The following is a 24641-nucleotide window of genomic DNA, read 5'->3' as shown; positions in this document are numbered from 1 at the left end:
TATGGGGTTATCATGACAGTACATGCCATGTTATGCTGATTTTCTCATAATCTTGATAAACATTTGGCGCGATAACAACAAGTACGCGCTGTGATCAAAATTGAGTGTTATGTTGGAAAATACGATGTATAGTAAACTTCATATCGGAAAAAACGAAGTTTATACTCTGAAGAAGCGATTATTCTAAAGTTTTCGACCGCTATACACTCTTATCATTCTTTGTTAATCGTTTATTAAGATAATAAATATAAGGACGAAACCATGAACGATGTCATTCGTGACTTTTTCAAAATGGAATCAGCTGGTGGTATTCTTCTCGTGATTGCCGCGGCAATTGCGATGACCATTGCTAACTCACCGCTGGGCGAAACTTATCAATCTGTACTGCATACTTATGTATTTGGTATGTCAGTTTCTCACTGGATTAATGACGGCCTAATGGCTGTTTTCTTCTTACTCATTGGCCTTGAAGTTAAGCGAGAGCTACTTGAAGGTGCGTTAAAATCAAAAGAAACCGCAATTTTCCCTGCGATTGCAGCGGTTGGCGGTATGTTAGCTCCTGCTCTTATTTACGTAGCCTTTAATGCCAACGATCCTGAGGCGATTTCTGGTTGGGCAATTCCAGCGGCGACAGATATCGCTTTTGCTTTAGGTATCATGGCGTTATTAGGTAAGCGTGTACCAGTAAGCCTAAAAGTGTTCTTGCTGGCGCTTGCTATCATCGATGATTTAGGAGTGGTTGTTATTATCGCGCTATTTTACACCGGTGACCTGTCGACCATGGCGTTGCTTGTTGGCTTCATCATGACTGGTGTCCTATTCATGTTGAATGCGAAGGAAGTAACAAAACTTACGCCATACATGATCGTCGGTGCGATCTTATGGTTCGCGGTGCTTAAATCCGGTGTTCACGCAACATTGGCAGGTGTAGTGATTGGCTTTGCTATCCCACTAAAGGGAAAGCAGGGCGAACATTCTCCACTTAAACATATGGAGCACGCGCTTCACCCATACGTGGCATTTGGTATTCTGCCCCTATTCGCATTTGCCAATGCGGGGATTTCGTTAGAAGGTGTATCGATGTCAGGTCTGACTTCAATGCTGCCACTCGGTATTGCTTTGGGTCTACTGGTTGGTAAGCCTCTAGGTATCTTTACCTTTAGCTGGGCAGCGGTAAAAATGGGCGTTGCTAAGTTACCTGAAGGGGTTAACTTCAAGCATATCTTTGCGGTATCTGTGTTGTGTGGTATTGGCTTTACAATGTCTATCTTCATTTCCTCTTTAGCGTTCGGAAATGTAAGTCCTGAATTTGATACCTATGCTCGACTAGGCATCTTAATGGGTTCGACGACAGCAGCATTACTTGGCTATGCCTTACTGCACTTTTCTTTGCCTAAGAAAGCGCAAGCGTAAGATAAAAATGCGCTATTTTGTAAAGCCTCCCAATCGGGAGGCTTTTTTATACCCATAGTTCAGTACATCAGCGACTTAATAGCGACACTTTCGTATTGAGCGGATGTCTAGACCATGGAGATGAACGGAATCATCGAAAAGTAGGTGGTAGATCTGCGGGCGAAAAAAAGCCCAGCCGAAAATTTGACTGGGCGGATACAAACATAGGAGTTAATAAGAAAAAAGCAGCAACGTAACAATTAGATGGAAACAAGTTTGACGGCCAGTGAAACTTAAAATGCCCTAGTTGTTACATTTATTCAGACCGAGCCTTTTCCAAACAGTTCCATTTTTTTTCAAAAAAAATTCGATTTAATTCTTTCTGCCCGCTTGTATCGTAAAGAAGTAAGAGAAGAGGCGAACAGCGTAACCAACTTAATGGCGGTTTGAAACTCGATAGCCCTCTTTTCTATAGTAGCTATAAACTTAAATTGCATTTCAAACCCGCACCTCCTGCTCCGACCGCCCAACGACATTGCTAGCGTTTCAAATACGATGGTTTGCGAAACTTGGTCATTTTCTTCAGGCGAGCATCATTTGCTTATTAGACTTAAATTCAAAAGATTAGATCACACCTTCTAAGTTCTGGTCAGACCAATTGGTGAAAGTGTGATGTTAATCATTTGTTAATCTAAAGTTTCAGGAGTATATTTTCAAACAGTTGTTTAATACGAGTGATTAAAATGGCCCCGAGAACATCAACAAAAGAAAAAATACTCGATGTCGCAGAAGGACTCTTTGCTGAACATGGTTTTAATGATACTTCGCTAAGAACGATAACAGGTAAAGCGAACGTCAACTTAGCATCGGTAAATTATCACTTTGGCGATAAAAAAACGCTAGTTAGAGCGGTTTTAGATAGATACCTAGAAGCGCTCATGCCGAGCATTAAAACCTCACTAATTGAGTTAAATACGCGTGATAGCTACGACATGGACGACGTCTTTGAGTCATTGCGTTTACCTTTGCGTACATTAAATGATGTGCGCCCCAATGGTACTGCATTATTCATGTTGTTAATTGGCCGTGGTTACACAGACGTACAAGGTCATCTGCGTTGGTTCATCACCACTCGATATGAAGAGGTACTTAACCTCTTCACCTTCTCGATAATGAAGGCAAACCCGGAACTATGTGAGGAGCAGCTGTTTTGGCGACTGCACTTCACGCTAGGTACCTGCGTATTTACGATGGCTTCAAGCCAGGCTCTTTCGGAGCTTGCTGAAAGTAAATTTGAAAAGGAAGTCGATGTGAAATCTGTCGTCGATTTACTGATTCCTTATTTGTCAGCAGGAATGTCAGCGAAGCAGTTGGCACAAGACAAATAAGAAAGTTAAACCAATAATAAAATTATGCCCAGAGCGGTTACGTGAACAAAAGGATCTGAACTATGAGCTCTCTACGAAGAAAATGGATTAGTGACCCAGCTTTTAAAGTGTTCAAAAAAGTATTGCCACCTCTCTCTAGCACCGAGAAAGAGGCGATGGAAGCGGGTAGTGTGTGGTGGGATGCCGAACTATTTTCAGGCAAGCCTAACTTCACTACATTGCACCATTATCCAACGCCGACACTGACAGCAGAAGAGCAGTCATTTATGGATAATGAGCTTGAAACCCTTCTAGAAATGCTTGATGACCAGAAGATTGTCAAAGAAGACAGGGATTTACCGCCTGAAGTATGGGAGTACTTACGTAAAGAGCGATTTTTCTCACTGATCATTTCAAAAGCGTATGGTGGTCGTGAATTTTCCGCTTTAGCGAACTCAACCATTGTTTCTCGTATTGCGACTCGTAGCATCAGCACTGCGGTATCGGTAATGGTACCGAACTCTCTTGGTCCAGGTGAGCTTTTATCGCACTATGGTACGCAAGAGCAAAAAGATTACTGGTTGCCTCGTCTTGCTGATGGTACCGACATTCCTTGTTTTGCATTAACAGGGCCCGAAGCGGGATCTGACGCCGGTGGTATACCAGATCAAGGCGTAGTTTGTTATGGCACTCACGAAGGCAAAGAAGTGCTTGGCGTGCGAGTTAGCTGGAATAAACGCTACATCACACTTGCGCCAGTGGCGACAGTGCTCGGATTAGCATTTAAGCTACAGGATCCAGAAGGGCTACTTGGTGATAAGAAAGAGGTTGGAATCACATGTGCATTGATCCCCGCTGACCATGAAGGTGTCGAGATAGGCGAGCGCCATGATCCTCTGGGTTCTGCATTCATGAATGGTCCGACTCGTGGTGAAGATGTCTTCATCCCTATGGACTGGTTGATCGGTGGCGCTGATTACGCAGGTAAAGGTTGGCGTATGCTGGTTGAGTGTCTTTCTGCTGGTCGTGGTATCTCTCTCCCAGCGCTTGGCACAGCGATTGGCCACCTTACTACACGTACAACCGGTGCTTATGCTTACGTACGTAAACAGTTTGGTATGTCGATCGGTAAGTTTGAGGGTGTCGCAGAAGCTATGGGGCGTATTGGTGGTCTTACTTACCTACTAGAAGCGACGCGTACGCTGACGACGACTTCTCTCGATATGAAAGAAAAACCTGGGATTGTAACCGCGATTGCCAAGTACCACATGACGGAAATTGCGCGTACTATTCTAAATGATTCGTTTGATATTCATGCAGGTCGTGCGATTCAAGATGGCCCAATGAACTATCTTGCTAAACATTATCTCGGTATTCCAGTTGCTATCACTGTTGAAGGTGCGAATATTCTGACTCGTAACCTGATGATTTTTGGTCAAGGTGCGACTCGTTGTCACCCATATGTACTGAAAGAAATGGAAGCCGCAGCGAATCCAGATTCTGAACAAGGGGCGAAAGAATTTGACAACTTGCTCTTTAAACACATCAAACATGCGGTAGGCAATACATTTGGTGCATTTGGCGCGGCGCTAACTGGTTCTCGGTTTGTTAAAGCACACATGAGTGGCCCAACACAGCAGTACTACAAAGAAATCACAAGATTAAGCCGAGCGCTTGCTGTTAGTGCTGACTTCGCGATGTTAACACTAGGCGGTGATTTGAAGCGTAAAGAAATGATTTCCGCACGTCTGGGTGATGGCTTAAGTTATCTATATATGGCGTCTGCCGCACTGAAAAAGTATGAAGATGAAGGACGTCAACAAGGCGATCTAGATTTTGTCCACTACGCCGTGCAACATTGTTTGTATAACGCATCTAAGTCATTAAATGAGGCTTATACCAACTTCCCTGTGAAATACGTTGGCGGTGTGCTGAAAGGGTTATTGTTCCCACTTGGTAATCATTTTAATAAGCCAAGCGATGAACTGTGTGTGAATCTGGCGGAAGCAATGATGACGCCAGGAGCACAACGTGATCGACTCACGCATCTTTGCTACATCGGAAAATCCGACGACGACAGCGTAGGCTTAATGGAGAATGCCTTCCTCGCAATGTACGAAATCAAACCATTAGAGCGTAAGCTTATGAAGGCGGCGAAGGATGGGAAAGTGGCTCGTAAAGGTCTTTTACACGACCGTTTGCAGCAAGCATTTGAAGCTGGCGTGTTAACTGAGCAAGAAATTGACCAAATCATGGCGGCAGACAAATTGCGTTACAAGGCGATTCAAGTTGACCACTTTAGTCATGACTTTTCTGAAGTACGAACCGATTGCCCAAAAAAGTCGCATTTGAACCCGGCGGCATAGTAAACCGTTAATACTAAGAAAAGCACCTCAATGAGGTGCTTTTTTGTGTTCTTGCAGAGTGGATGTTGGGATAGTGCTCCAACCACTTGCCTTTTCAGAGCATTTTTACAGAAATTAGATGCGAAATCCCGACGAAACTTTTATCCTAACAAGGTTTTTTAAAGGAAGTTGAATATGATCATCAAACCTAGAATTCGTGGATTTATCTGTACTACAACGCACCCTGTTGGTTGTGAAGCTAACGTAAAAGAACAAATTGCGTACACTAAAGCGCAAGGCCCAATCAAAAACGCACCTAAGCGCGTTCTTGTTGTCGGTGCATCAAGTGGCTACGGTCTATCTTCTCGTATCGCTGCGGCATTTGGTGGCGGTGCATCAACTATCGGTGTTTTCTTCGAAAAAGAAGGCACTGAGAAGAAACCAGGTACGGCAGGTTTCTACAATGCAGCTGCTTTTGAAAAGCTAGCGCGTGAAGAAGGCCTGTACGCAAAAAGCCTAAACGGCGACGCTTTCTCAAATGAAGCGAAACAGAAAACTATCGAACTGATCAAAGAAGATTTAGGTCAGATCGATATGGTGGTTTACTCACTGGCTTCCCCAGTACGTAAAATGCCAGAAACTGGCGAGCTAGTTCGTTCAGCGCTTAAGCCTATCGGTGAAACTTACACATCAACTGCTGTTGATACCAACAAAGATGTGATCATCGAAGCAAGTGTCGAGCCTGCAACAGAAGAAGAAATCAAAGACACAGTAACCGTTATGGGCGGTGAAGACTGGGAGCTTTGGATCAATGCACTGTCTGATGCTGGTGTTCTTGCTGAAGGCTGTAAGACAGTCGCGTACAGCTACATTGGTACTGAGCTAACTTGGCCAATCTACTGGGATGGCGCACTAGGTAAAGCGAAAATGGACCTAGATCGTGCGGCGAAAGCGCTAAACGACAAGTTAGCAGCGACAGGCGGCAGTGCAAATGTTGCTGTACTTAAATCTGTTGTAACTCAGGCAAGTTCCGCAATTCCTGTTATGCCACTGTACATTGCAATGGTATTCAAGAAAATGCGCGAAGAAGGCGTACACGAAGGCTGTATGGAACAAATCTACCGTATGTTCAGCCAACGTCTGTACAAAGAAGATGGTAGCGCAGCAGAAGTGGATGAGATGAACCGTCTACGTCTGGATGACTGGGAACTTCGTGACGACATTCAGCAGCACTGTCGTGAGCTATGGCCTCAAATTACGACTGAGAACCTAAAAGAACTGACTGACTACGTAGAGTACAAAGAAGAGTTCTTGAAACTATTTGGTTTCGGTGTTGAAGGCGTAGATTACGAAGCGGATGTAAATCCAGCGGTTGAAGCTGATTTTATCCAAATCTAATCGAATGACTGATTAGACAACCGATATACAAAAGGCGCTCATTGAGCGCCTTTTTTGCTTTCATCAGTCAAAGTTATTAACTTAATATTATCAGGATTGTACCGGCCAACGTCATCAGAATATTGGCAATCGCATAGGTACCCGCATAGCCAAGAGCTGGGATGGTGGATTTAGCGTAGTCGTTGACGACATCCATAGCTGGGGCACAAGTTCGGGCACCAATAATGGCACCGAAGAGCAGGGCACGGTTCATCTTGAGTATGTGTGCGCCCACTAAATAGGCCAATACCACAGGCACAACACTAACAATGAATGCTAAACCAATCACTTTTGGACCAACTTGAGTCAAGTGCTCGAACATCTTTCCGCCTGCACTTAGACCTATTCCCACCATAAAGAACATCAAACCCAAATCTTTGACCATATTCAGCGCCCCCTGCGGGACATAGCCGAAAGTAGGGTGATTTGCTCGTAAGAAACCAAGTGTAATACCAGATAACAAAAGACCTACCGCGTTACCCAAGCTGAACGAAACCTGGCCGAATGTCATCGTGATGAGGCCAAACAGAATACCCAAAATAAAGAAGCTGCAAAAAGCGAGTAAATCGGCCATTTGACTGTGGATCGAGATGAAACCGATTTTTTCCGCGAGTCCATGTACTCGGCTTTTCTCGCCGCTCACCTGAAGGACGTCACCTTTAGCGAGCACAATGTCTAAGTCCATCGGCATTTCTATTTGCGCACGTACCACGCGGTTTAAGAAACAGCCAAACTCAGATAAGTTTAAATCAGATAAACGCTTGCCTGCGATAGCGTCACTTTTTACGACAATTTCTTCTTCAACGATGCGCAAATCAAGCAAGTTACGATCAAATACTTCTTTTCCGTTGCGGAAGCTAGGATCCAAGCGAGCATGGCTATCAGGGAAGCCAACCAGTGCAATTTCATCACCCTCTTGCAAAATGGCATCACCATCTGGATGGGCGAGAATACCATTGCGGCGGATTCGTTCAATGTAACAGCCAGTTTGACGATAAATACCCAGTTCACGCAAGTTCTTACCGTCAGTCCAGTCAATCAATTCTGGGCCGACTCGGTAAGCACGAATAATCGGTAAGTACACTTTTCTTTGGCTTGAATTTCCAAGGCCACGTTCTTGAGCAATTTGCTGCGCAGAATCAGACAGATTCTGCTTCTGTAGTTTTGGCAACAGCTTCGCGAACATGATCATGCTTATTAGGCCGACCAGATAAGCCATCGCGTAACCCACGGATAGATTTTCTAATACCAAAGAAAAATCCATATTGCGCGGTATAGTCGCAAGGCCAGAGTTAAGAGCATCTTGAGCACCAACTAGCACTGGTGTTGCTGTCAACGCGCCGGCCATCATACCGGCTGACAAGCCAAAGTCGAGGCCGAAATAGTGGCTCAAGCCATACGTTAAGCTGACTGCGGACACGAGAACGGTCATACTTAAAATAAAGTAATGCTTACCATCTCTGAAGAATATGCCAAAAAAGTTTGGTCCAGCTTCAATGCCAACGCAATAGATAAACAGCATAAAGCCAATGGTTAATGCTTCTGCATTGAATGAGAAGCCAAGGTGACCCATTACCAACGAGGTAATTAGAACGCCTATGGAGTTGCCTAGTTGTAATTTGCCAAATCGGATTTTTCCGATGGCAAGGCCAATGGCTAATACGACGAAGATTAGAAGGATAGGGTTTTGCTCAAGAAGGTATACGACGTCTATGTTCACTGTGTGGCTCGGTAAAGTGTGTGCCAAAAAGATTAAGAATTGCGAATTGTAACTAAATATAGCAAAAAGATAAGTGAATTTTTTTAGGTTTTACCATTAGTTGACGTAAGGTAATAACCAACTGAAAAATAATAAAAAAGCCGCATGAAGCGGCTTTCTTAAAAACTGTCTTTATTATTCGTCAAATAGACCTAGGTGCTCTTTCGCGTATGCTTCGAACTCGTCGCAGCCACCGATGTGCTCTTGGTCGATAAAGATTTGAGGAACAGTTTCAACTGGTTTACCAACTGTTTTCTCAAGATCTGCTTTAGAAATACCTTCAGCATGGATATCAACGTAACGGTAGTTGAAGTCGTCACGCTTCGCTTTTAGCGTTTCTGCGTGTTCTTTTGCACGAACACAGAAAGGACATGCAGGGCGACCAAAGATAACAACGAACATAATCTTATTTCTCCTAAATCTATTCTTTTTTGAAAGCGTACAAAACATAGCGGCTGAGTGCGCTCTCTTTTGTTGCAGTAACTATGCCCGATCCAGATACGGAAATAAAGCGGCAATTACCTCTTGGTTCTATAGGTGAAATCTATCGAATAAAAACTAAACGCGCTCCCTTATTCTATGGCTATAAAGTATGTGAAGTGACGCATAAAAAACATACATTTTAAGGGGTTAATGATGGCAAGGTGGAATTGGTCAATTTTTTTTATTCAAAAACATAGCAATCTAACCTGGCTATACGCAAATGACTTCAACTCTTACATAAGTGTTAAATCAGAGGGCAAGAGGTTATTTGGGTATATTATTTTGGGAGGATGTGTATGTTTCAGTTTATGACTGCAACAAGGATTATATTTGGTGAAGGTGCACTTCAGTCTTCATTATCCGTTATCAACCAATTTGGCTACAGTGTTTTGCTGGTAACCGGGAAGGATACCCAACGAGCCACGCCCATCATTAACTACCTTAAAGCTCAAAATATGCGTTACCAACACGTAGCAATCAATGGCGAACCTTATATCACAATGGTAGAAGAGACCGCGGTACTCGGTAGAAAATTCCAACCTGATATGGTGATTGCTATTGGCGGTGGCAGTGTCATCGATATGGGTAAAGCTCTAGCCGCTATTATTCCTAATCAAGGCAATGTTTACGACTACGTCGAGGTGGTAGGAAGAAACGTACCATTAAAGGCAAAACCTCTTCATTTTATTGCAATTCCTACGACAGCAAGCACGGGTTCAGAGGTAACCCGAAATGCGGTGTTGAAGTCTGGACAAGATAAAGTGAAAGTGAGTCTTCGAAGCCCTGATATGCTGGCAGACGTTGCCATTGTGGATCCGACGCTCACATATGGAACCGATCAATACACATCCGGGCGTGGCGCGATGGATGCGTTCACTCATTTGATGGAAGCGTATGTGTGTGGTGAGCCAAACCCTCTTACAGATATGGTGTGCGAAGAGGGACTTCGTCGTTTAAGCCGTTCAGTGATTGCTGCTTGTAAGCAAGATAATCATAAGGCTCGGTCGGATTTATCGTTCGCTGCGTTGCTTGGTGGTATGGCCATAACTAATGCCAAATTAGGTGCTGCGCATGGGCTGGCGTCGGCGTTAGGAGGTAAGTTAGATGCACCCCACAGCGTGATCACGGCGCGTCTTGCACCGCACGTGATGCAGGAAAATATTAACGCCGCGAAGCTCGCTGGCAGGAATGATGTGATAAGTCGTTATCGTAAACTTGCCCAATTGGTTACCGATCGTGCGAACGCGAATGAGCACGATGGGGTTCTTTGGGTAAATATGGTGTTAGATAAGTTAGCGTTGCCGTTACTTGGCCAATTCGGAGTATGCCAAACTTCTTTTGAACAAGTGGCGAACGATGCGCTTAAGTCGATGGCGATCAAAGGCAACCCGTTACCCCTTAATCAGGAACGTTTGATGTACATATTGCAGCAAGTCTGTGATTGCAGTGGAGAGTGTGTGGCAGAGAGCACACAACACGTGAGCTCTGTAGAAGTGCTTGAATCAAGAACGGACTTATCGAGTGTGAACGACTTGGGTTGATGTATTGATCTAAAGCACATTGAAAAAAGGGGAGCGTCGAGCACCCCTTTATTAAATCTTTCACTAAACAGCAGGACTTAGTACTGACTTAGCTTGTCATAGCGACTGTCTTTCAACGCATCTTTTACGCGTTTTAGGTTCTCACGGAAACCTGTACCACGGCGAAGTGTGAAGCCAGTTGCCAGTACATCAATCACCGTCATCTGTACAACTCGACTCGCCATTGGCATATAGACGTCGGTATCTTCAGGAATATCAAGCGTAATAGCGAGTGAACTTGCCTTTTCTAGCGGTGAGTCCTTTGCTGTAATCGCAATGACCGTCGCGCCGTTTTCACGAGCAAGGTTTGCTATTTCGACCTGACTCTTCGTTCGACCTGTGTGAGAAATAAGAACCACAACATCATTATCACTGCAGTTAATACAACTCATGCGCTGCATGACAATGTCTTCAAAACAAGTAATTGGAATGTTAAAGCGAATAAACTTGTTTTGTGCGTCTCGGGCTACAGAAGATGATGCACCAAGGCCAAAGAATGAAATGCGCTTCGCTTGCGTTAGCAAATCGACCGCACGGTTCACTTGCATTGGATCTAGGCTGTTTTTCGCGACATCTAAACACGCCATGGTCGATTCGAAAATCTTATGGGTGTACGCGTCTGGGCCATCGTCTTCTTCCACGTTACGGTTAACGTAAGGGGTACCATTGGCTAGGCTCTGTGCCAAGTGAAGCTTAAAATCTGGAAAGCCCTTGGTGTCCAGACGACGACAGAAGCGGTTTACAGTGGGCTCACTAACATCAGCCATTTTAGCCAACGTTGCAATGCTTGAATGAATTGCAGTTTGTGGAGACGCCATAATTACTTCCGCAACTTTGCGCTCTGACTTACTGAAATTCTCCAGGTTTTTTTGAATTTTTTCTAATGTATTCATAGTGTTCACGAGGGTATAGAGAACAACTCGCTGGCTCTGTTAACGAAAGGAAACACGAAGATTCCAGAGTAGAGTGGGGCGTTAACGAAAACAACCAGCGCCATAGAATCAGTATAAACCTGATCTTCAATCAGTCTAAACCAATAACGGATACTATTTAGTGAGAATTTGACAGGCCTCAAACAAAATGTTGTAAAAACTACAGAATTGGATGTGTAATCGATGTTTTGTTGCGCCAGTCGCACGAGAATGATGTTTGAGTTACATCAAAACGAAAAAAAATTTCAAATTGATGTAACTCTTTCGGGCCATTAAGACGATTGGATATCAGTGACCACCTGCTGAATTCTTTCCATCAAATTTGGTGCTTGCTTGGCGATTTCACGCTGTTCATCAAGCACCGAACTCAAAATCTCTTTGGTCGTCAGCGGATTTGCCAAAACCACTCGGAACACAATCGTGTTCATGCGCTGCCATTGGTCTGGGTTCAGTCTTGTACGTGAAACAAACGATTTGCCCGTTTCACGCTGACGCTTTTGAATAAACTGTGTTAATTCATTAATCAGTTCATTCAGTTGTTCTTTTTGTGAACCTTCCGCTTTTGCTAATGCCTCACGGATGAATGGCGGCAAGTAGCGGTATGTGAGGAGACAAAGCTCTGGTTCAGAAACCAATTCGAAATCATCTTGCTGCTTGATTAAATCTGCAAAGTAGCGAGCTTTTTCAATGCTTTGGTCTATCAGCAGCTCATAGCCAGGGCGGCTGATGATGTGCATTGCGGCATAGACTAACATTGCCATGCCCGAACGAGAGCCTTCTAATGTATGGCTGCCTAGGTCTTTTGAGCCTTTACGCAAGATATATTGAGCGTGATGCTCTATGGATTTCATTGCGTCAGGATCTTTGAACAGAACCATACCAGCGCCCATCGGGATGTAGAGTTGCTTGTGCGCATCAATGGTTACTGAGTCTGCCATTTCCACACCGTTAAGAAGGTGACGGTGGTGATTAGACATAAGTGTTGCGCCACCCCATGCGGCATCCACATGGAAATGACAACCGTGAGCTTGGCAGACTTCTGCGATTTCAGGTAGCGGGTCGACATTACCTGTCTCTGTTGTACCAGCTACACCAATAACAGCAATAGGCTTGATGTTTTGTTTCTCTAGTTCAACAATTTTCGCTTTAAGGTCGTCGACAATAATACGGTTGTTGGCATCCGTTTTAACCGCAACCAAGCCTTCTTGACCTAAACCTAGTACATCGGCTGCTTTCTTAAGGGAGTAGTGACCACGTTCAGACACCAATACCGCTAAGCCATCGTAGCCATAATGCTTCATGGCTTTAAATAGTCCTTCTTTCTCAACGCCTTTAAATGAACCATTGGCTCTTAACGCCTTGTTACGTGCTACCCAAAGTGCAGTGATATTGGCAATGGTACCGCCGGAGCAAAATGCGCCCAATGAGTGGTTTGCGCTATGCATCCACTGATCGTAAAACGTATCGCTCTGACCATAGATCAAGCGATGTAGCATGCCCAAAACTTGACGTTCAAGCGGGGTAAAGGCTTTAGAAGTCTCTATCTTTACCAGGTTTTGGTTTAAGGCGATCATGATCTTTGACAGTGGCATCAAGAAATAAGGCAGTGCTGATGTCATATGACCAATGAAGCTTGGTGAAGAAGTGTGAACGGAGTGCGACACCAAAGTGTCGAGTAAGTGTTCTGTATGATCTGACACGAACTCTGGCTGCTCAGGAATCTGAGCAGAAGAAAAGTCTTTTTCGATTTCGCGTAAAGGCTTTTCTTCTGCCACGATGTGTTCACGAAGAAATTGATTTAGGTTTCGCGAGAGGCTCTCGTCAATTTTGGTTAACGTTGAGTCAGGACCTTCTGGGACAGTGAAGATCTTTAGCAAGCTCTCAAAGCTAACGTCAGCGGTTTTTTGTTCCTTAACCATAGCAAAGAATCTTTGTAGTTATTTTGGTAATGCGAGCGGCACAATCTAAACTAAAACGGGCGCAAAGTCCCGTTTTAATTGTTGAAACCCATGTTGCTGAAATGAAAATTTTAGGTGAGGGTTACAATCTTCACATTAAAAAATCGTTGATTTTAATGTGTTAAAACACTCGGTGTTTTCGAGCATCCCCAACGATTAATTAATCACACTTCTGCTTTTCAATCTTCTCTATTGACTGATTGTACTTATTAAGCGCGGCATCAATTTGTTGTGGATGGCTAAGCAGGTCGGCGAATACTGAACGAAGCTCGTAGTTTTTTGGGTGGTTAGTCGATTGACGGTCACTAAACGTTTGTTTTGCGACTTCACCTAACTTATCACTTCGGCTTGCTAGCTGCTTAACGTCGTGTTGTTCCAATTTTAGCCATGCTTCGATTGGCTGTTCTGTTGCAACACGGCTAGGATCGTTCTCTAGAAAATAGTGAACTGCTTCACGGTTTAATTCAAAGTGATGTTTACGGCCGTCCAAGAACCACTGGCTAACTTCTTTTAGATCTGGATACTGTGTAACCGTCAAATCAACAAGATCTTGATACCACTGTAGTGAGGCATCAACATAGCCGTCGTATTTGCTAGCAAGACATTGTTGATCTGCGGCAAACGTAAAAGTTGAGCTTGTAGCGAGGAGCGCTGCAACGACAAAGCGTTTCATTCTTCTTCCTTCTGGTTGTTATCCCTTTATTAACGCAAGGCACATAAGTTGATGTTTCACCCTTCTTTCTCTTTAGTCGTGATAAATCATTGGGCTAATTGACAAAAGGAAAGCGGATTATTGCCAAAACCTTGATCACTTTGACGTTAACTGGGTATTTGAATTTTTGCCGTATTGTAATGGATGTTAAAGCGAAAACCTGAGATCTAGCTAGCAAGTGATACAAAGAAAAGCATCATAACTGGTACCAGTAAACTCAAAATAAACCCACTAACGATGGCAACTGGGACACAACGCACACCACCTGTAGTCTGAATGACAGGTAGTGTAAAGTCCATCGCTGTTGCCCCTGCATAACCAATTGCTGTGCACGGATAGCTACGAATAAAGAGAGGAATGGCTACCAGCGCGACCAGCTCTCTCATCAATTCGATCAGGAAAGATGCCCCCCCAAACACGGGGCCAAAAGCGTCTCCCATCAAAATTCCTGCGAGTGAATACCAGCCAAACCCTGAAGCCATCGCGAGGGCTTGATAGAGAGGAAGGTCCAAAAGTATCGCTGCAATAACGCCACCAAGCATACATGTTGCGATCACAACTGCCGCAATGGCCATACCCTGTTTATTTAATAGAATTTGGCGAAGAGTAAGACCACTATTGCGAAGCTGAATACCAATAAAAAATAGGAGCAGGAAGAGTATCCATTCGCTCGCTGTATCCACCCAACTTAAATCGATGGGTAACAGCAGACCAACTACTAGCCCGCCACCAACGACAACAATCAGCTTTACTGATTCTAAAGCCATCGAGGATAGTGGCAGCTTCTTTTGATTCTGATTGGTCTGGAGAGGAATAATCCTATCGATAATAGGCAGCGCCAACAGATTACAGGTACTTAAACATAAAAAGAAAGTACTCGCATAGAGGAGAATACTCTGTAAGTTGCTACTTAAGTTATCGAGCGCTGCTAGGCTTAGTCCCATCAACGACAAAATGACGTAAATAAGGTAGGACGTTGATTGATTGATCTTCTCCAGTAACGAGGCTCGAGATATAGGAATTAGATACCCCACAACAAGTGGAGCGAAAATAAATAGCATCCCTGAGAACATAAAGCTCTATGATTCCTTTTTTGAGATAATACCAACACACATAAATCAAATTATTTATCGGTTGAAATTAGAGAGATATTTCACCAAATACCAAACGCTGCTCAGCCTTGAGCGAATCGTTTATCGCGAATTAGGTGTGAGAAAACGATAAATTACAAGCCGCTAGCACTTAGCACCGCACGTATTTGGTCATTGAAGTCAGTATCACTCATATTGCTGAGTTCATACAAGACCTCTGCACCTGTTAAGTTGAATTCAACTTCGTGTTCATCAATGCGTTCATCATGATTGCGGAACATCAATAGGTGATGCGCGATTCTTGCAATGTCTAAATAACTTACTTCCGGTCGCGTTTGCTCGTACTTCTCGTTTGAGGAGACCTCTCTAAAGTCATTGTCAAATCCCCAGCGCTCGAGCACCAGTTTGCTTGTTGCTGAACAACGAGTTTGGAAGATTTGCAACGCAATTTCAGGATCTAGGTAATTGCCTCTATCTAAGTACAGGTGGTACTCGTTAATTAGACAAAACAAACCGATATCGGCTAGCAGACCAACCAGCAATGCTTTTTCTTGCTCCAAGTGCCCGTAAGTACCTGGCTCGTGTTTACGAAACGCTTGAACCAATATCACCATGACGGCACCGAGTTCTCGGGATACCGCTGCACTTTTCACCAAGATAGCATTACATTCTTTGGTTAAATTTACTGAATGTTTAAGTTGTTCAATCGCTTGTGCGGTAACAATATCACGCACGCGTAGTATACCAAGGCGAGATACCGCGGTGGTTAAGTCGTTGCAGGTAATGTTTCTACGATTGAAAATTACAGAGTTTGCTACTCGTAGAACGACCGCCGCCAAGCCGGGATCTTCTAACAAACAGTTAGCAACATCTGAAATAGTGGTGTGTTCTTCGACACATAACTGCTGAATTTTAAGCACGACATCAGGAATAGGGGGTAATGAAATCTTACCCGTTGAGATGGACTGTTCTACCAGCTGAGCAAACTCGGATTCCAGTGCGTTTATAAGCTTATCTTTATTATTTGGCAGCCAAAAAAATGATAAATGTTCCATTGTGACGCTGTACTTGAGATCTTTCGTACAGTGTACCCTTACAGCGTATTCTTTATCAATTAAATGCGTATCACGTGCTCGTAATTGCCAGCGAGATCATAATGATGGCGTGTTTTGGGCATGCCGTGCGTCAAAAAAATATCACCACATGAATAATAAGTGTGAAACTAATCACGTATGCTGAATATATACTTTTTTATATGTGACCTATGTCCTAACTTATTTTTCAACGTTAAGTATGATTAAGCAAGTTGGTGAGCACAACTCACAAAAATATCGCCAACAAATCGACATTTATAATTCGCTATAAGCTGCTGTTTATCTGGTGACATCGCTAATCGGGGTAATTTATTCAGATTAAAGAGGTCAATGGACATGACAGACCAAGCTTTTTTTAAATATGTACGCAACTTTAGTGAGTATCAAAAACGTTCTATGTTCGGTGGTATCGGTTTATTCACCGATGATGCTATGTTTGCGCTTGTCAGCAATGATTGCTGCTACTTACGTGGTGGTAATGGATTGGACGAAGTGTTTACTCAACTGAATTGCGAAAAATATAAGCACGTCAAAAAACAGACGACGGCAACCGTAAATTATTATGATGTAACAGATTTGTTTGAATCCGGATATGCAGGACTCGATGAACTGGTACAAAAATCAATTGAATACTCAATTAAGGAACGAAAATATCAAAAGTCTTCTGCCAGTAGACGTTTGAGAGATCTGCCAAATATGCAGTTAACTCTTGAGCGAATGGTCAAGAAAGCAGGTGTTGATGACGTAGAAACCTTTTTAGAACTTGGACCTGTAAAAGTCTTCAACAAAGTTAAAGTGGCTTATGGCAATGACGTTGATGTTAAGTTGCTTTGGAAATTCGCTGGTGCCACTGACGGTGTTCATTGGAAACTGATTCAAGAGCCGCGTAAAAAGCAGTTATTGGCGCTGTGTGAGTAAGCAAGCTGAACGCACGATGATTGACTCGTTTTGATGGAGTTAGCGGGTCGTAAAGGCAAGTGTTGAAAGCGGAAAAAGGACATTGAAGTTTTTGACCACTTCATTGAGTTAGTCATTAGATTAGACAAAAAACCGAGGCATGGGCCTCGGTTTTTGTTTTTTAATTTGCTCTTTTCTTAAAGCACAAATCTTAAAACTTAAAACGCGTGGTGAACATTACCTGATCACCATAAAAGTCGTTGATACGCGCTTCAGCACCTAGAGAGAAAAGCTCAGTTGAGTGGAAACGAGCGTATGCTGCACCGGTCCAGTCGTCATCGTTATCAATAGAAACGTAGCCGACTTTGCCGCCTACTTCTAATTGAGGACCTAACCATTGACGAACACCTAAGTTCAGTTCCATACCTACGTCAGTGCTGCTATCGCTTGAAGGTTGTACAACGCGCATTAGCATTTCACCTGTAAGGTCAGCCCAGTTGTTTAGTGGCGAATGAAAGCCAAAACCAGCGGCTGAGTCAAAATCACTTTCAAACTCAGAGTCGATACGAGCAATAACATGTGCGTTAGGGTGAATTGATTTGCTGAATCCAGCACCAAATGTCACAGGACTTGCGCCAATACGTGCTTCGAAATAGTCGTAGCTAAAGTTGCTCATAGTTGCTGGCGCATTGCGGTCGTTTGCGGCTAGGGCATGGCTTGATGCCACTAGTAAGGCAGCGGCTAATAGTGTTTTACGCATAACTAACGATAAACCTTGTTCATTATTTCCATGGATTCAAGCAACCACTTGAACCGTAATCTGATTTGTCCGACATCATAATAAAAAGGAAGGTCCACGACCAACAAAAATGTGTCGATGTTTTGTCAATTAACTTAATAGTTAGTGGGTTTAAGCAAAAACTACGCCATATACATAACGTCTAAGAGCATCAATCGGATAAATAGTGATGCTTTTCCATACTCGCGCTATTGTGCGAAATAACGTGGATCAGCTGGCTTTGGTGACATTCAAGCTAGAGCCACGCATATTACTCGCCGAAGCTTGCTCTGCGTTCAGCCATGGCATTGAGGATCGCCTCAGAATCAAGGACTTGAGTCCAAGATAGTAAGTTATCATCATTTGCAATCATAAAAGCAGTAAGCTGAGACACGATTGCTTTTCTCAACTCTTCACCTCTCCATGGTTTGGCTATGTAATAGTCCAGACTTGCGTTATTGACGGCCTCAACGGTGTCTTCTAAGCCGGCTTGTCCTGTAAGTAAGACTTTGCGGGCCGCTTTTGTGTCACCATTTTGACTGAGTTCGATTAAGAAGCTAATCCCAGTTTGCTCCGGCATAATGTGGTCGCATAAAATGAGCGCAAGCTGAACTTCCTCTTCCGCCATCTCCTCGATCACTTGCCTTGCTTCAGTGACTGATTCCGCTCCCTCGACAATAAAATGTTCCTCAAAGGGAGCGAGATCCTGGAGCACGCTATCCAAGACTTCTCGTTCGTCATCGACACATAAAATTAAATACTTGGTCATATTTCATCTCCTTTTTCGATGACTGGTAACCAGACTGTCATTCGTGTGAACTTGTCGAGCTCTGATTCGACGTCAATCCATCCTTTATGTGCTGTCACGATTTGCTGGCAGATGGACAGTCCAATGCCTAAACCAAAGTTGCCTTCTTTTTTCGTCGTGAAGTTGAGCTCGAAAATGGCTTCTCTTTGCGATTCAGGAATGCCACACCCATTATCTTCAAACGAGATAACGGCGTAATGTGTATGATCTTTTTCTGCAAGACGTGTTTGTATTTTTAAAACGCCTTTTTCCGGAAATGCATCAATGGCGTTAGAGACCAAATTCGTCCATACCTGTTGGAGTGCGATTGGTTGACAAAGGATAGGAGGTAAATCCGCATAATCAGTGGAAACCTGATGCATTTTTAGTTTGTTTTCGAAGATCACCAAGGTGTCTTCAATACCTTCATGAATATCAGCATAGTGCTGGGCTTCATCATCTGAGCGTGCGTAACCTTTAAGGCTTTTCACCATATCTGCAATTCGCGCAGCACAGACGTTAATCGAGCGAAGAGTGGAACCTGCTTTGTGGTATTGCTCAAGAGTATCGAGAACATGAGAAGACACTTGCTGTTTTTTCGTTAGTTGAGTGAGTAACTCGTGATCTGACTCTAGCCCAAGGTTCACCACTTTCTTAGCCAGTGTTCGGTCTGGAAGGGCATGATTAAGTGCTTTAACGCGTGATCTGAGCTCTGCGGTTGAAGCGGGTTTTGCGGTTTGAGCTTTGCTCAGTAACTCAATGCCTTTGATTTGTATATCGGAACTGGGTACTTCGTTAAGTAATCGTGCAAGCGTATGCGTTAAATTCTCTACGCCCCTCAATATCGCTGCTATCGGATTATTTAGTTCATGCGCCACGCCCGCAACCAACTGGCCGAGCATCGCCATTTTTTCTCTTTCAATGAGTTGCTGGTGGGCAGACTCCAGCGATTCGAGCGTTTTTTGAAGTTGCAGCTTGGTGTTGATGCTTCTTTGTAATCGGCGGTTGAAGTGGCGTAAAAGCAAGTTTGTAAAAAGAGGCAGCAAGTTTGAGTCGCTTTGCATCACTTTATTGAATACGTTGCGATCGAGTTTGATGACCTCTGTCTTTGTCAGCGTTAGGGCTGTCGAGAAAGAACATTCCCCAGTAACAAACGACATGCCTCCGACAATATTACCTTTGTTATGGCGTACAACCTCTCGCTGCATGCCTTGTTCATCGCGCTTGTACAGAGCCACTTCACCATCGGTAATAAACCACAAAAAGCTATTTGGCTCGCCTTCCACGGTTAATAAGTGTTCAGGTGAGTATGTACGGCACGCTCTTGTTTCGTCGTTATCTTTGAAAAACTGCTGGAGAGCGGAGATCACTTGCTCGGCTAACTCGGCATCAGACATCGAGTGGTAGTCGTGTAAAAAGCCCGCTTGATAATGGCTCATCTGATTATTGATGTGCGCTCGCAACAAGCTGTGATGATCCAATATCTGACTGTAACTTAGCAGGTCTTCTTTACCGTTTCGCAATATAAATTGGGTCAGCTCTTTTTGCACTGTGTTAAATAAGACGTGATCTGGCAAAGGTTTAGTGAGGCAGTGGTCGAGCCTGCCCTCATTAACGGCAGTGAGAATTGCCTCTATATCAGACGAGCAGCTAATAAGAATTTTTCTTGCTTGCTCGGTATGCGGCATCCGGTCTAAACCAATAAGAAAATCCACGCCATTAAAATGAGCGTGATGGCTCGCTATAACTAAAGCAACAGTCTGCTCTCTTTCTTCCAGATACTCTAAAGCGCTTTGAGCCTCTTCTATCGATTCGACAGAAAAAATATCAAACTTACTTGAGAAGGCAGACAGCTCCAATCGAAACTGTTCAGCACTGATTGGGTTGTTGTCGAGACACAACACAGCATAACGATTCACAGATGTTTTAGCTCCGGTTAAAACTTCGCCACGCAAACTTTAACAATAAAAGGACATGATGAGTGGGAGCCAAGTATGATTCCTGATTAATGGACTAGAATAAGCATCAATAGTCTGATTTGTCTCAATGTTTTCTCCGCAGAAGGTTTGGGGTAGACTGACCGAAAATACCTAGTAAGTGACGTTATGCAAAATCTTAAAAAAATCGGCGCCATTGGTGGTGCTATCTCATTAGCGCTGTGTTGGCCATTGGCTGTCGGACAAATTGGTCAGTCCATCATTGAAGATGGTATTACCAATATGAATGATGAAATGATTAAAGGCGAAGTGGTCGAGTATCAACGTGGCTATTTGTCTTCAGTCGTGCTGACTCGTTATTCAGTTGTTGATCCTGAGCTTAAAACGCAGCTAGAGCGTGATGGTATGCCAACGGCGTTTGACGTAACCAGTGATGTAAGCCACGGTCTAACAAGCCTAACAGCAGATTCAAAATTGGTGGACAATGACTTTTTGCCTCTCACGATGCACAGTCAGACTCAACTAAATGGCAATACGGCATTCACCCTTGACCTAGACAGTTGGCATTATCGTAACGAAGCGCAAGGTGTTTCTGTTTCTACAAGCCCTGCAAAAGTGACAGGGGATGTGACGGTATTGGGTGATCTCAATTACCAAGTTTCTGTTCCTTCTGTTCAAGTGGATTTTGAAAACGGTGAAGAGCTTCATCTGAATGCATTGACAGGTCAGGGTAAAGGTAAGCAAGCAAAAGGCTATTGGCTGGGTGAGCAATCTTTTTCTCTAGAGAAGCTGGATGTGGTTGATTCGAACTTAACGCCTGTCTTTTTGATTGAGAATGCGAGTTACCGCGGCAACACTACGATGAATGAGTCTGGTGATAAGCTGAACAGTCAGCTGAACCTAGATGCTAAGAAACTGCGTTTAACTGATGGTACGGATGTCGATAACTTTAAGTTGGATTTCTCAATTGCAGATGTGGATAGCCAGTCATTTGACCAAATTATGTCTATCTATCAAAGCTCTCCAATGTTAGACGAGCAGGAAATTGCGAGCTTATTGCCGCATGTTGACACGCTGTTTAGCAAAGGTTTTGATTTATCCGTGAATGAGCTTTCACTTGCGTTTGGTGACGGTAAGTTCCATAACGAGTGGCAATTATCCATTCCTGAAGGTACTGACCACATTACTCAAGACCCAATGAAGTTGATGACGGCGACTACTGGTGAGCTCAGTACTTACTTCTCTGACGAATTAGTGACGCACTACCCATTTATTCAAGAAGGAATCGATGAGCTGCTCATCATGGAGTTGATCGAGAAAGTCGAGGGCGGTTATCAACTCAAAGCAGAAATCGGTGACGGTAAATTGAAGTTCGAAAATGGACATGAGTTCCCATTAGTGGCGCTACTTATGCCCGCCTTGATGCAACAACAGTAGCCAAGTATTGTTGCGGAATTAATCCAATTTAACGCTTAGTCTTTAAAAAGAGGTCGTAAGACCTCTTTTCTTGTTTTTATCGCTGCGAAAACGTGATATTAATTTCGTAATATTTACATAGCAGGAGCAATGAGCATCATGGAACAAAATACGGACAACGTATTTAACTTCAGTGCAGGGCCAGCAGGTCTGCCTAAAGCAGTTATGCAGCAAGCACAACAGGAACTAATCGATTGGCAAGGCCTTGGTACTTCGGTCATGGAAATCAGCCATCGAAGCAAAGAGTTCATCAAAGTTGCAGAAGAAGCCGAGCAGGATTTACGTGATCTTCTGAATATTCCGGACAACTATAAAGTGCTGTTCTGCCAAGGTGGTGCTCGTGCTCAATTTGCTGCTGTTCCTCTAAACTTACTTGGTGATGCCGAGACGGCAACTTACATCGACGGCGGTTATTGGGCTGAAAGTGCGGTAGCTGAAGCGAAGAAATACTGCGAGCCAGACGTATTTGATGCAAAAACAGAAATCGACGGAAAAGTAGCCGTTCTACCTGCAAACGAATGGAAAATTGCTCCAGAAGCGGCTTACGTGCATTTCTGTCCAAATGAAACCATTGACGGTATCGAGATTAACGATCTTCCAGTCACCGACAAACCAATCGTTGCTGACATGTCTTCGACGATTCTTTCTCGTGAGATTGATGTATCGAAATACGGTGTGATTTATGCGGGCGCTCAGAAAAACATTGGTCCTTCAGGCATTGCTATCGCTATCGTGCGCGACGACTTGTTAGGTATGGCGAAGCAGGTACTGCCAAGTATCTTGGATTATACTGTTCTGGCTGAGAAAGAATCAATGTTCAACACGCCACCAACCTTTGCATGGTACCTGTCTGGTCTTGTTTTCAAATGGTTGAAGGCGCAGGGTGGGGTAAAAGCGATCGAGCAAGTGAACCGCGCTAAAGCCGCACTACTGTATGATTACATCGATCAGTCTGATTTCTACCGTAATGGCGTGCACTCAGCAAACCGTTCTTTGATGAATGTGCCATTCCAACTTGCGAAACCTGAACTGGATGCGACGTTCCTTGAACTAGCCGATGCCAAAGGGCTGAAATCACTAAAAGGACACCGAGCCGTTGGTGGTATGCGAGCTTCCATTTATAACGCCATGCCGCTAGAAGGTGTACAAGCGTTAGTCGATTTTATGCAAGAGTTTGAGAAAAACTACGCATAAAATCAAATTCACTGTTATTCATTAAAGCGTCGCAATTGCGGCGCTTTTGTTTATCTCAACTCACATCACTCCAGGAAGGTAAAATGACCAAGGCGAATATTGAAGCGCTGATCAAGCAGTTCCCACTCTTGGCGCCACTTATCGATCTTAAGGAGGTTTGCTGGTTTAACCCAAACATAACCTCTTTAGCAGAAGGTTTGCCCTATGTGGGGCTAGATGAGAAAGATATTCAAGCTGCGAGTGAACGGCTAGCACGATTTGCGCCTTATTTGATGAAAGCGTTTCCCGAAACGGAAGCTTCGCATGGCATCATTGAGTCTTCTGTGGTGGATGTTCCCAAGATGAAAGTGCGTTTGGAGCAGCAATACGACACGCCAATATTGGGCCGTTTAATGCTCAAAAAAGACAGTCATCTGCCAATTTCTGGTTCTATCAAAGCGAGAGGTGGCATTTATGAAGTGCTGACCCATGCAGAAAAGTTGGCGTTTGAAGCTGGCTTACTCTGCGAAACCGATGATTACAGCAAATTGTTCAGCAATGAGTTTTGGCAGTTTTTTAAGCAGTACAGTATTGCTGTTGGGTCAACGGGTAACCTCGGTATGTCCATTGGCATCATGAGTGCAAAGCTTGGTTTTTCAGTCTCGGTTCACATGTCTTCTGATGCGCGGGAGTGGAAGAAAAATAAGCTCCGGTCACATGGCGTCAAAGTGGTGGAGTACCAGCAAGACTATGGTGTTGCCGTTGAGCAAGGTCGTAAAGAAGCTGAGCAAGACCCTAACTGCTTCTTTATTGATGATGAAAACTCGCAGACGTTGTTTCTAGGTTACTCTGTTGCGGGTGAGCGTCTAAAGCAGCAGTTTGATGACTTGGGAATCGTGGTTGATGAGCATCATCCGCTGTTTGTTTATCTACCCTGTGGTGTTGGCGGTGGGCCTGGTGGCGTGGCATTTGGTTTGAAAGTCGCGTTTGGTGATCATGTTCATTGTATTTTCGCAGAGCCAACGCACTCTCCGTGCATGTTGTTGGGCGTGCATACGGGCTTGCATGACGAGATTGCGGTACAAGATTTGGGTATCGACAACATGACCGCTGCTGATGGATTAGCAGTAGGGCGTGCGTCGGGATTTGTCGGTAGAGCGATGGAAAGGCTAATTGATGGCTTTTACACCATTGATGATGCTCGTATGTATCACCACTTGGGTGAGTTAAGTGAACTAGAAGGCATTAATCTAGAGCCTTCTGCATTAGCCGGTATGGTTGGGGTAGTGCACGTCTCGAATAATCATGCTTATCAGTCTCGAATGCAATTTGACGAAGAAAAACTCAGAAACGCCACGCATCTTGTTTGGGCAACAGGTGGAGGGATGGTTCCGGAAGATGAAATGGCGGCTTATCTCAAAAAATCAGGTCGGTAAATCAGCC

The 24641-nt window shown here is 44.0% G+C and carries 19 protein-coding genes; 9 read left to right on the top strand and 10 right to left on the bottom strand.

The features are described from left to right. The first annotated feature begins 261 nt into the window (after window positions 1-261). The 4 genes from nhaA to fabV all read left to right on the top strand — a co-directional run bounded on the left by nhaA (window position 262) and on the right by fabV (window position 6502). A complete protein-coding gene (gene nhaA / locus CBX98_RS01925; RefSeq protein WP_006742626.1) occupies window positions 262-1413 on the top strand; it encodes a Na+/H+ antiporter NhaA in 1152 nt (383 codons plus the stop codon). Between the two features lie 722 nt (window positions 1414-2135). Then, complete coding sequence (locus CBX98_RS01920) at window positions 2136-2780, top strand: TetR/AcrR family transcriptional regulator (protein ID WP_005393225.1); 645 nt, start codon at window positions 2136-2138, stop codon at window positions 2778-2780. Window positions 2781-2842: 62 nt separating this feature from the next. Further along, window positions 2843-5125 (top strand): acyl-CoA dehydrogenase, encoded by a 2283-nt coding sequence (locus tag CBX98_RS01915; RefSeq protein ID WP_006742625.1) that lies wholly within the window; start codon window positions 2843-2845, stop codon window positions 5123-5125. A gap of 174 nt (window positions 5126-5299) precedes the next feature. Then, a complete protein-coding gene (fabV, locus tag CBX98_RS01910) occupies window positions 5300-6502 on the top strand; it encodes an enoyl-ACP reductase FabV (protein WP_006742624.1) in 1203 nt (400 codons plus the stop codon). Window positions 6503-6578: 76 nt separating this feature from the next. On the opposite strand, the gene CBX98_RS01905 is transcribed toward fabV, so the two are convergent. Both CBX98_RS01905 and CBX98_RS01900 read right to left on the bottom strand, forming a co-directional pair. Then, window positions 6579-8261, bottom strand: coding sequence for an aspartate:alanine antiporter (locus CBX98_RS01905; protein WP_006742623.1), 1683 nt, complete (start codon window positions 8259-8261; stop codon window positions 6579-6581). 174 nt (window positions 8262-8435) lie between these two features. Continuing rightward, on the bottom strand, window positions 8436-8702 hold the full coding sequence (locus CBX98_RS01900) for a GrxA family glutaredoxin (protein ID WP_005378026.1): 267 nt from the start codon (window positions 8700-8702) through the stop codon (window positions 8436-8438). Between the two features lie 377 nt (window positions 8703-9079). Between CBX98_RS01900 and CBX98_RS01890 the strand changes: the two genes are divergently transcribed. Continuing rightward, complete coding sequence (locus CBX98_RS01890) at window positions 9080-10324, top strand: iron-containing alcohol dehydrogenase (RefSeq protein ID WP_109168464.1); 1245 nt, start codon at window positions 9080-9082, stop codon at window positions 10322-10324. A gap of 77 nt (window positions 10325-10401) precedes the next feature. Here CBX98_RS01890 and CBX98_RS01885 read toward each other — a convergent pair whose 3' ends face one another. The 5 genes from CBX98_RS01885 to CBX98_RS01865 all read right to left on the bottom strand — a co-directional run bounded on the left by CBX98_RS01885 (window position 10402) and on the right by CBX98_RS01865 (window position 16111). Beyond that, window positions 10402-11256, bottom strand: a complete 855-nt coding sequence (locus CBX98_RS01885) for a MurR/RpiR family transcriptional regulator (RefSeq protein WP_005378021.1) — start codon at window positions 11254-11256, stop codon at window positions 10402-10404. A 311-nt stretch (window positions 11257-11567) separates the two neighbouring features. After that, window positions 11568-13214 (bottom strand): pyridoxal-dependent aspartate 1-decarboxylase PanP, encoded by a 1647-nt coding sequence (gene panP / locus CBX98_RS01880; RefSeq protein WP_006742621.1) that lies wholly within the window; start codon window positions 13212-13214, stop codon window positions 11568-11570. A gap of 199 nt (window positions 13215-13413) precedes the next feature. Then, window positions 13414-13926, bottom strand: coding sequence for a hypothetical protein (locus tag CBX98_RS01875; protein ID WP_109168463.1), 513 nt, complete (start codon window positions 13924-13926; stop codon window positions 13414-13416). A 206-nt stretch (window positions 13927-14132) separates the two neighbouring features. Further along, window positions 14133-15038 carry a lysine exporter LysO family protein gene (locus CBX98_RS01870; protein ID WP_006742620.1) on the bottom strand — a complete coding sequence of 302 codons (906 nt, stop codon included), beginning with the start codon at window positions 15036-15038 and terminating at the stop codon, window positions 14133-14135. 152 nt (window positions 15039-15190) lie between these two features. After that, complete coding sequence (locus tag CBX98_RS01865; protein ID WP_005393212.1) at window positions 15191-16111, bottom strand: HDOD domain-containing protein; 921 nt, start codon at window positions 16109-16111, stop codon at window positions 15191-15193. Between the two features lie 369 nt (window positions 16112-16480). Here CBX98_RS01865 and CBX98_RS01855 point away from each other — a divergent pair, with 369 nt between their 5' ends. Continuing rightward, window positions 16481-17068: a TfoX/Sxy family DNA transformation protein gene (locus tag CBX98_RS01855; protein ID WP_005393210.1), complete on the top strand. Its 588-nt coding sequence runs from the start codon at window positions 16481-16483 to the stop codon at window positions 17066-17068. A 190-nt stretch (window positions 17069-17258) separates the two neighbouring features. Here CBX98_RS01855 and CBX98_RS01850 read toward each other — a convergent pair whose 3' ends face one another. The 3 genes from CBX98_RS01850 to CBX98_RS01840 form a co-directional block, all read right to left on the bottom strand. Beyond that, window positions 17259-17807 (bottom strand): hypothetical protein, encoded by a 549-nt coding sequence (locus CBX98_RS01850; protein ID WP_005393208.1) that lies wholly within the window; start codon window positions 17805-17807, stop codon window positions 17259-17261. Window positions 17808-18096: 289 nt separating this feature from the next. Next, on the bottom strand, window positions 18097-18594 hold the full coding sequence (locus CBX98_RS01845) for a response regulator (protein ID WP_012841921.1): 498 nt from the start codon (window positions 18592-18594) through the stop codon (window positions 18097-18099). Beyond that, window positions 18591-20531 carry an ATP-binding protein gene (locus tag CBX98_RS01840; RefSeq protein ID WP_109168462.1) on the bottom strand — a complete coding sequence of 647 codons (1941 nt, stop codon included), beginning with the start codon at window positions 20529-20531 and terminating at the stop codon, window positions 18591-18593. The genes CBX98_RS01845 and CBX98_RS01840 overlap by 4 nt, the downstream gene beginning before the upstream one ends. 186 nt (window positions 20532-20717) lie before the next feature. On the opposite strand from CBX98_RS01840, the gene CBX98_RS01835 reads away from it, so the two are divergent. The 3 genes from CBX98_RS01835 (at window position 20718) to CBX98_RS01825 (ending at window position 24634) form a co-directional block, all read left to right on the top strand. Then, window positions 20718-21986, top strand: a complete 1269-nt coding sequence (locus tag CBX98_RS01835) for a DUF945 family protein (RefSeq protein ID WP_109168461.1) — start codon at window positions 20718-20720, stop codon at window positions 21984-21986. Between the two features lie 138 nt (window positions 21987-22124). Next, the gene (gene serC, locus CBX98_RS01830) at window positions 22125-23219 is read left to right on the top strand and encodes a 3-phosphoserine/phosphohydroxythreonine transaminase (RefSeq protein ID WP_046874819.1); all 1095 of its coding nucleotides are present in this window, start codon (window positions 22125-22127) and stop codon (window positions 23217-23219) included. Window positions 23220-23302: 83 nt separating this feature from the next. Then, window positions 23303-24634 (top strand): D-serine ammonia-lyase, encoded by a 1332-nt coding sequence (locus tag CBX98_RS01825; protein ID WP_109168460.1) that lies wholly within the window; start codon window positions 23303-23305, stop codon window positions 24632-24634. The last annotated feature ends 7 nt before the right edge of the window (window positions 24635-24641 follow it).

The organism is Vibrio sp. T9, assembly GCF_003123985.1.
Taxonomy (GTDB): domain Bacteria; phylum Pseudomonadota; class Gammaproteobacteria; order Enterobacterales; family Vibrionaceae; genus Vibrio; species Vibrio diabolicus.
This window is presented reverse-complemented; position numbering and strand designations above follow the sequence as displayed.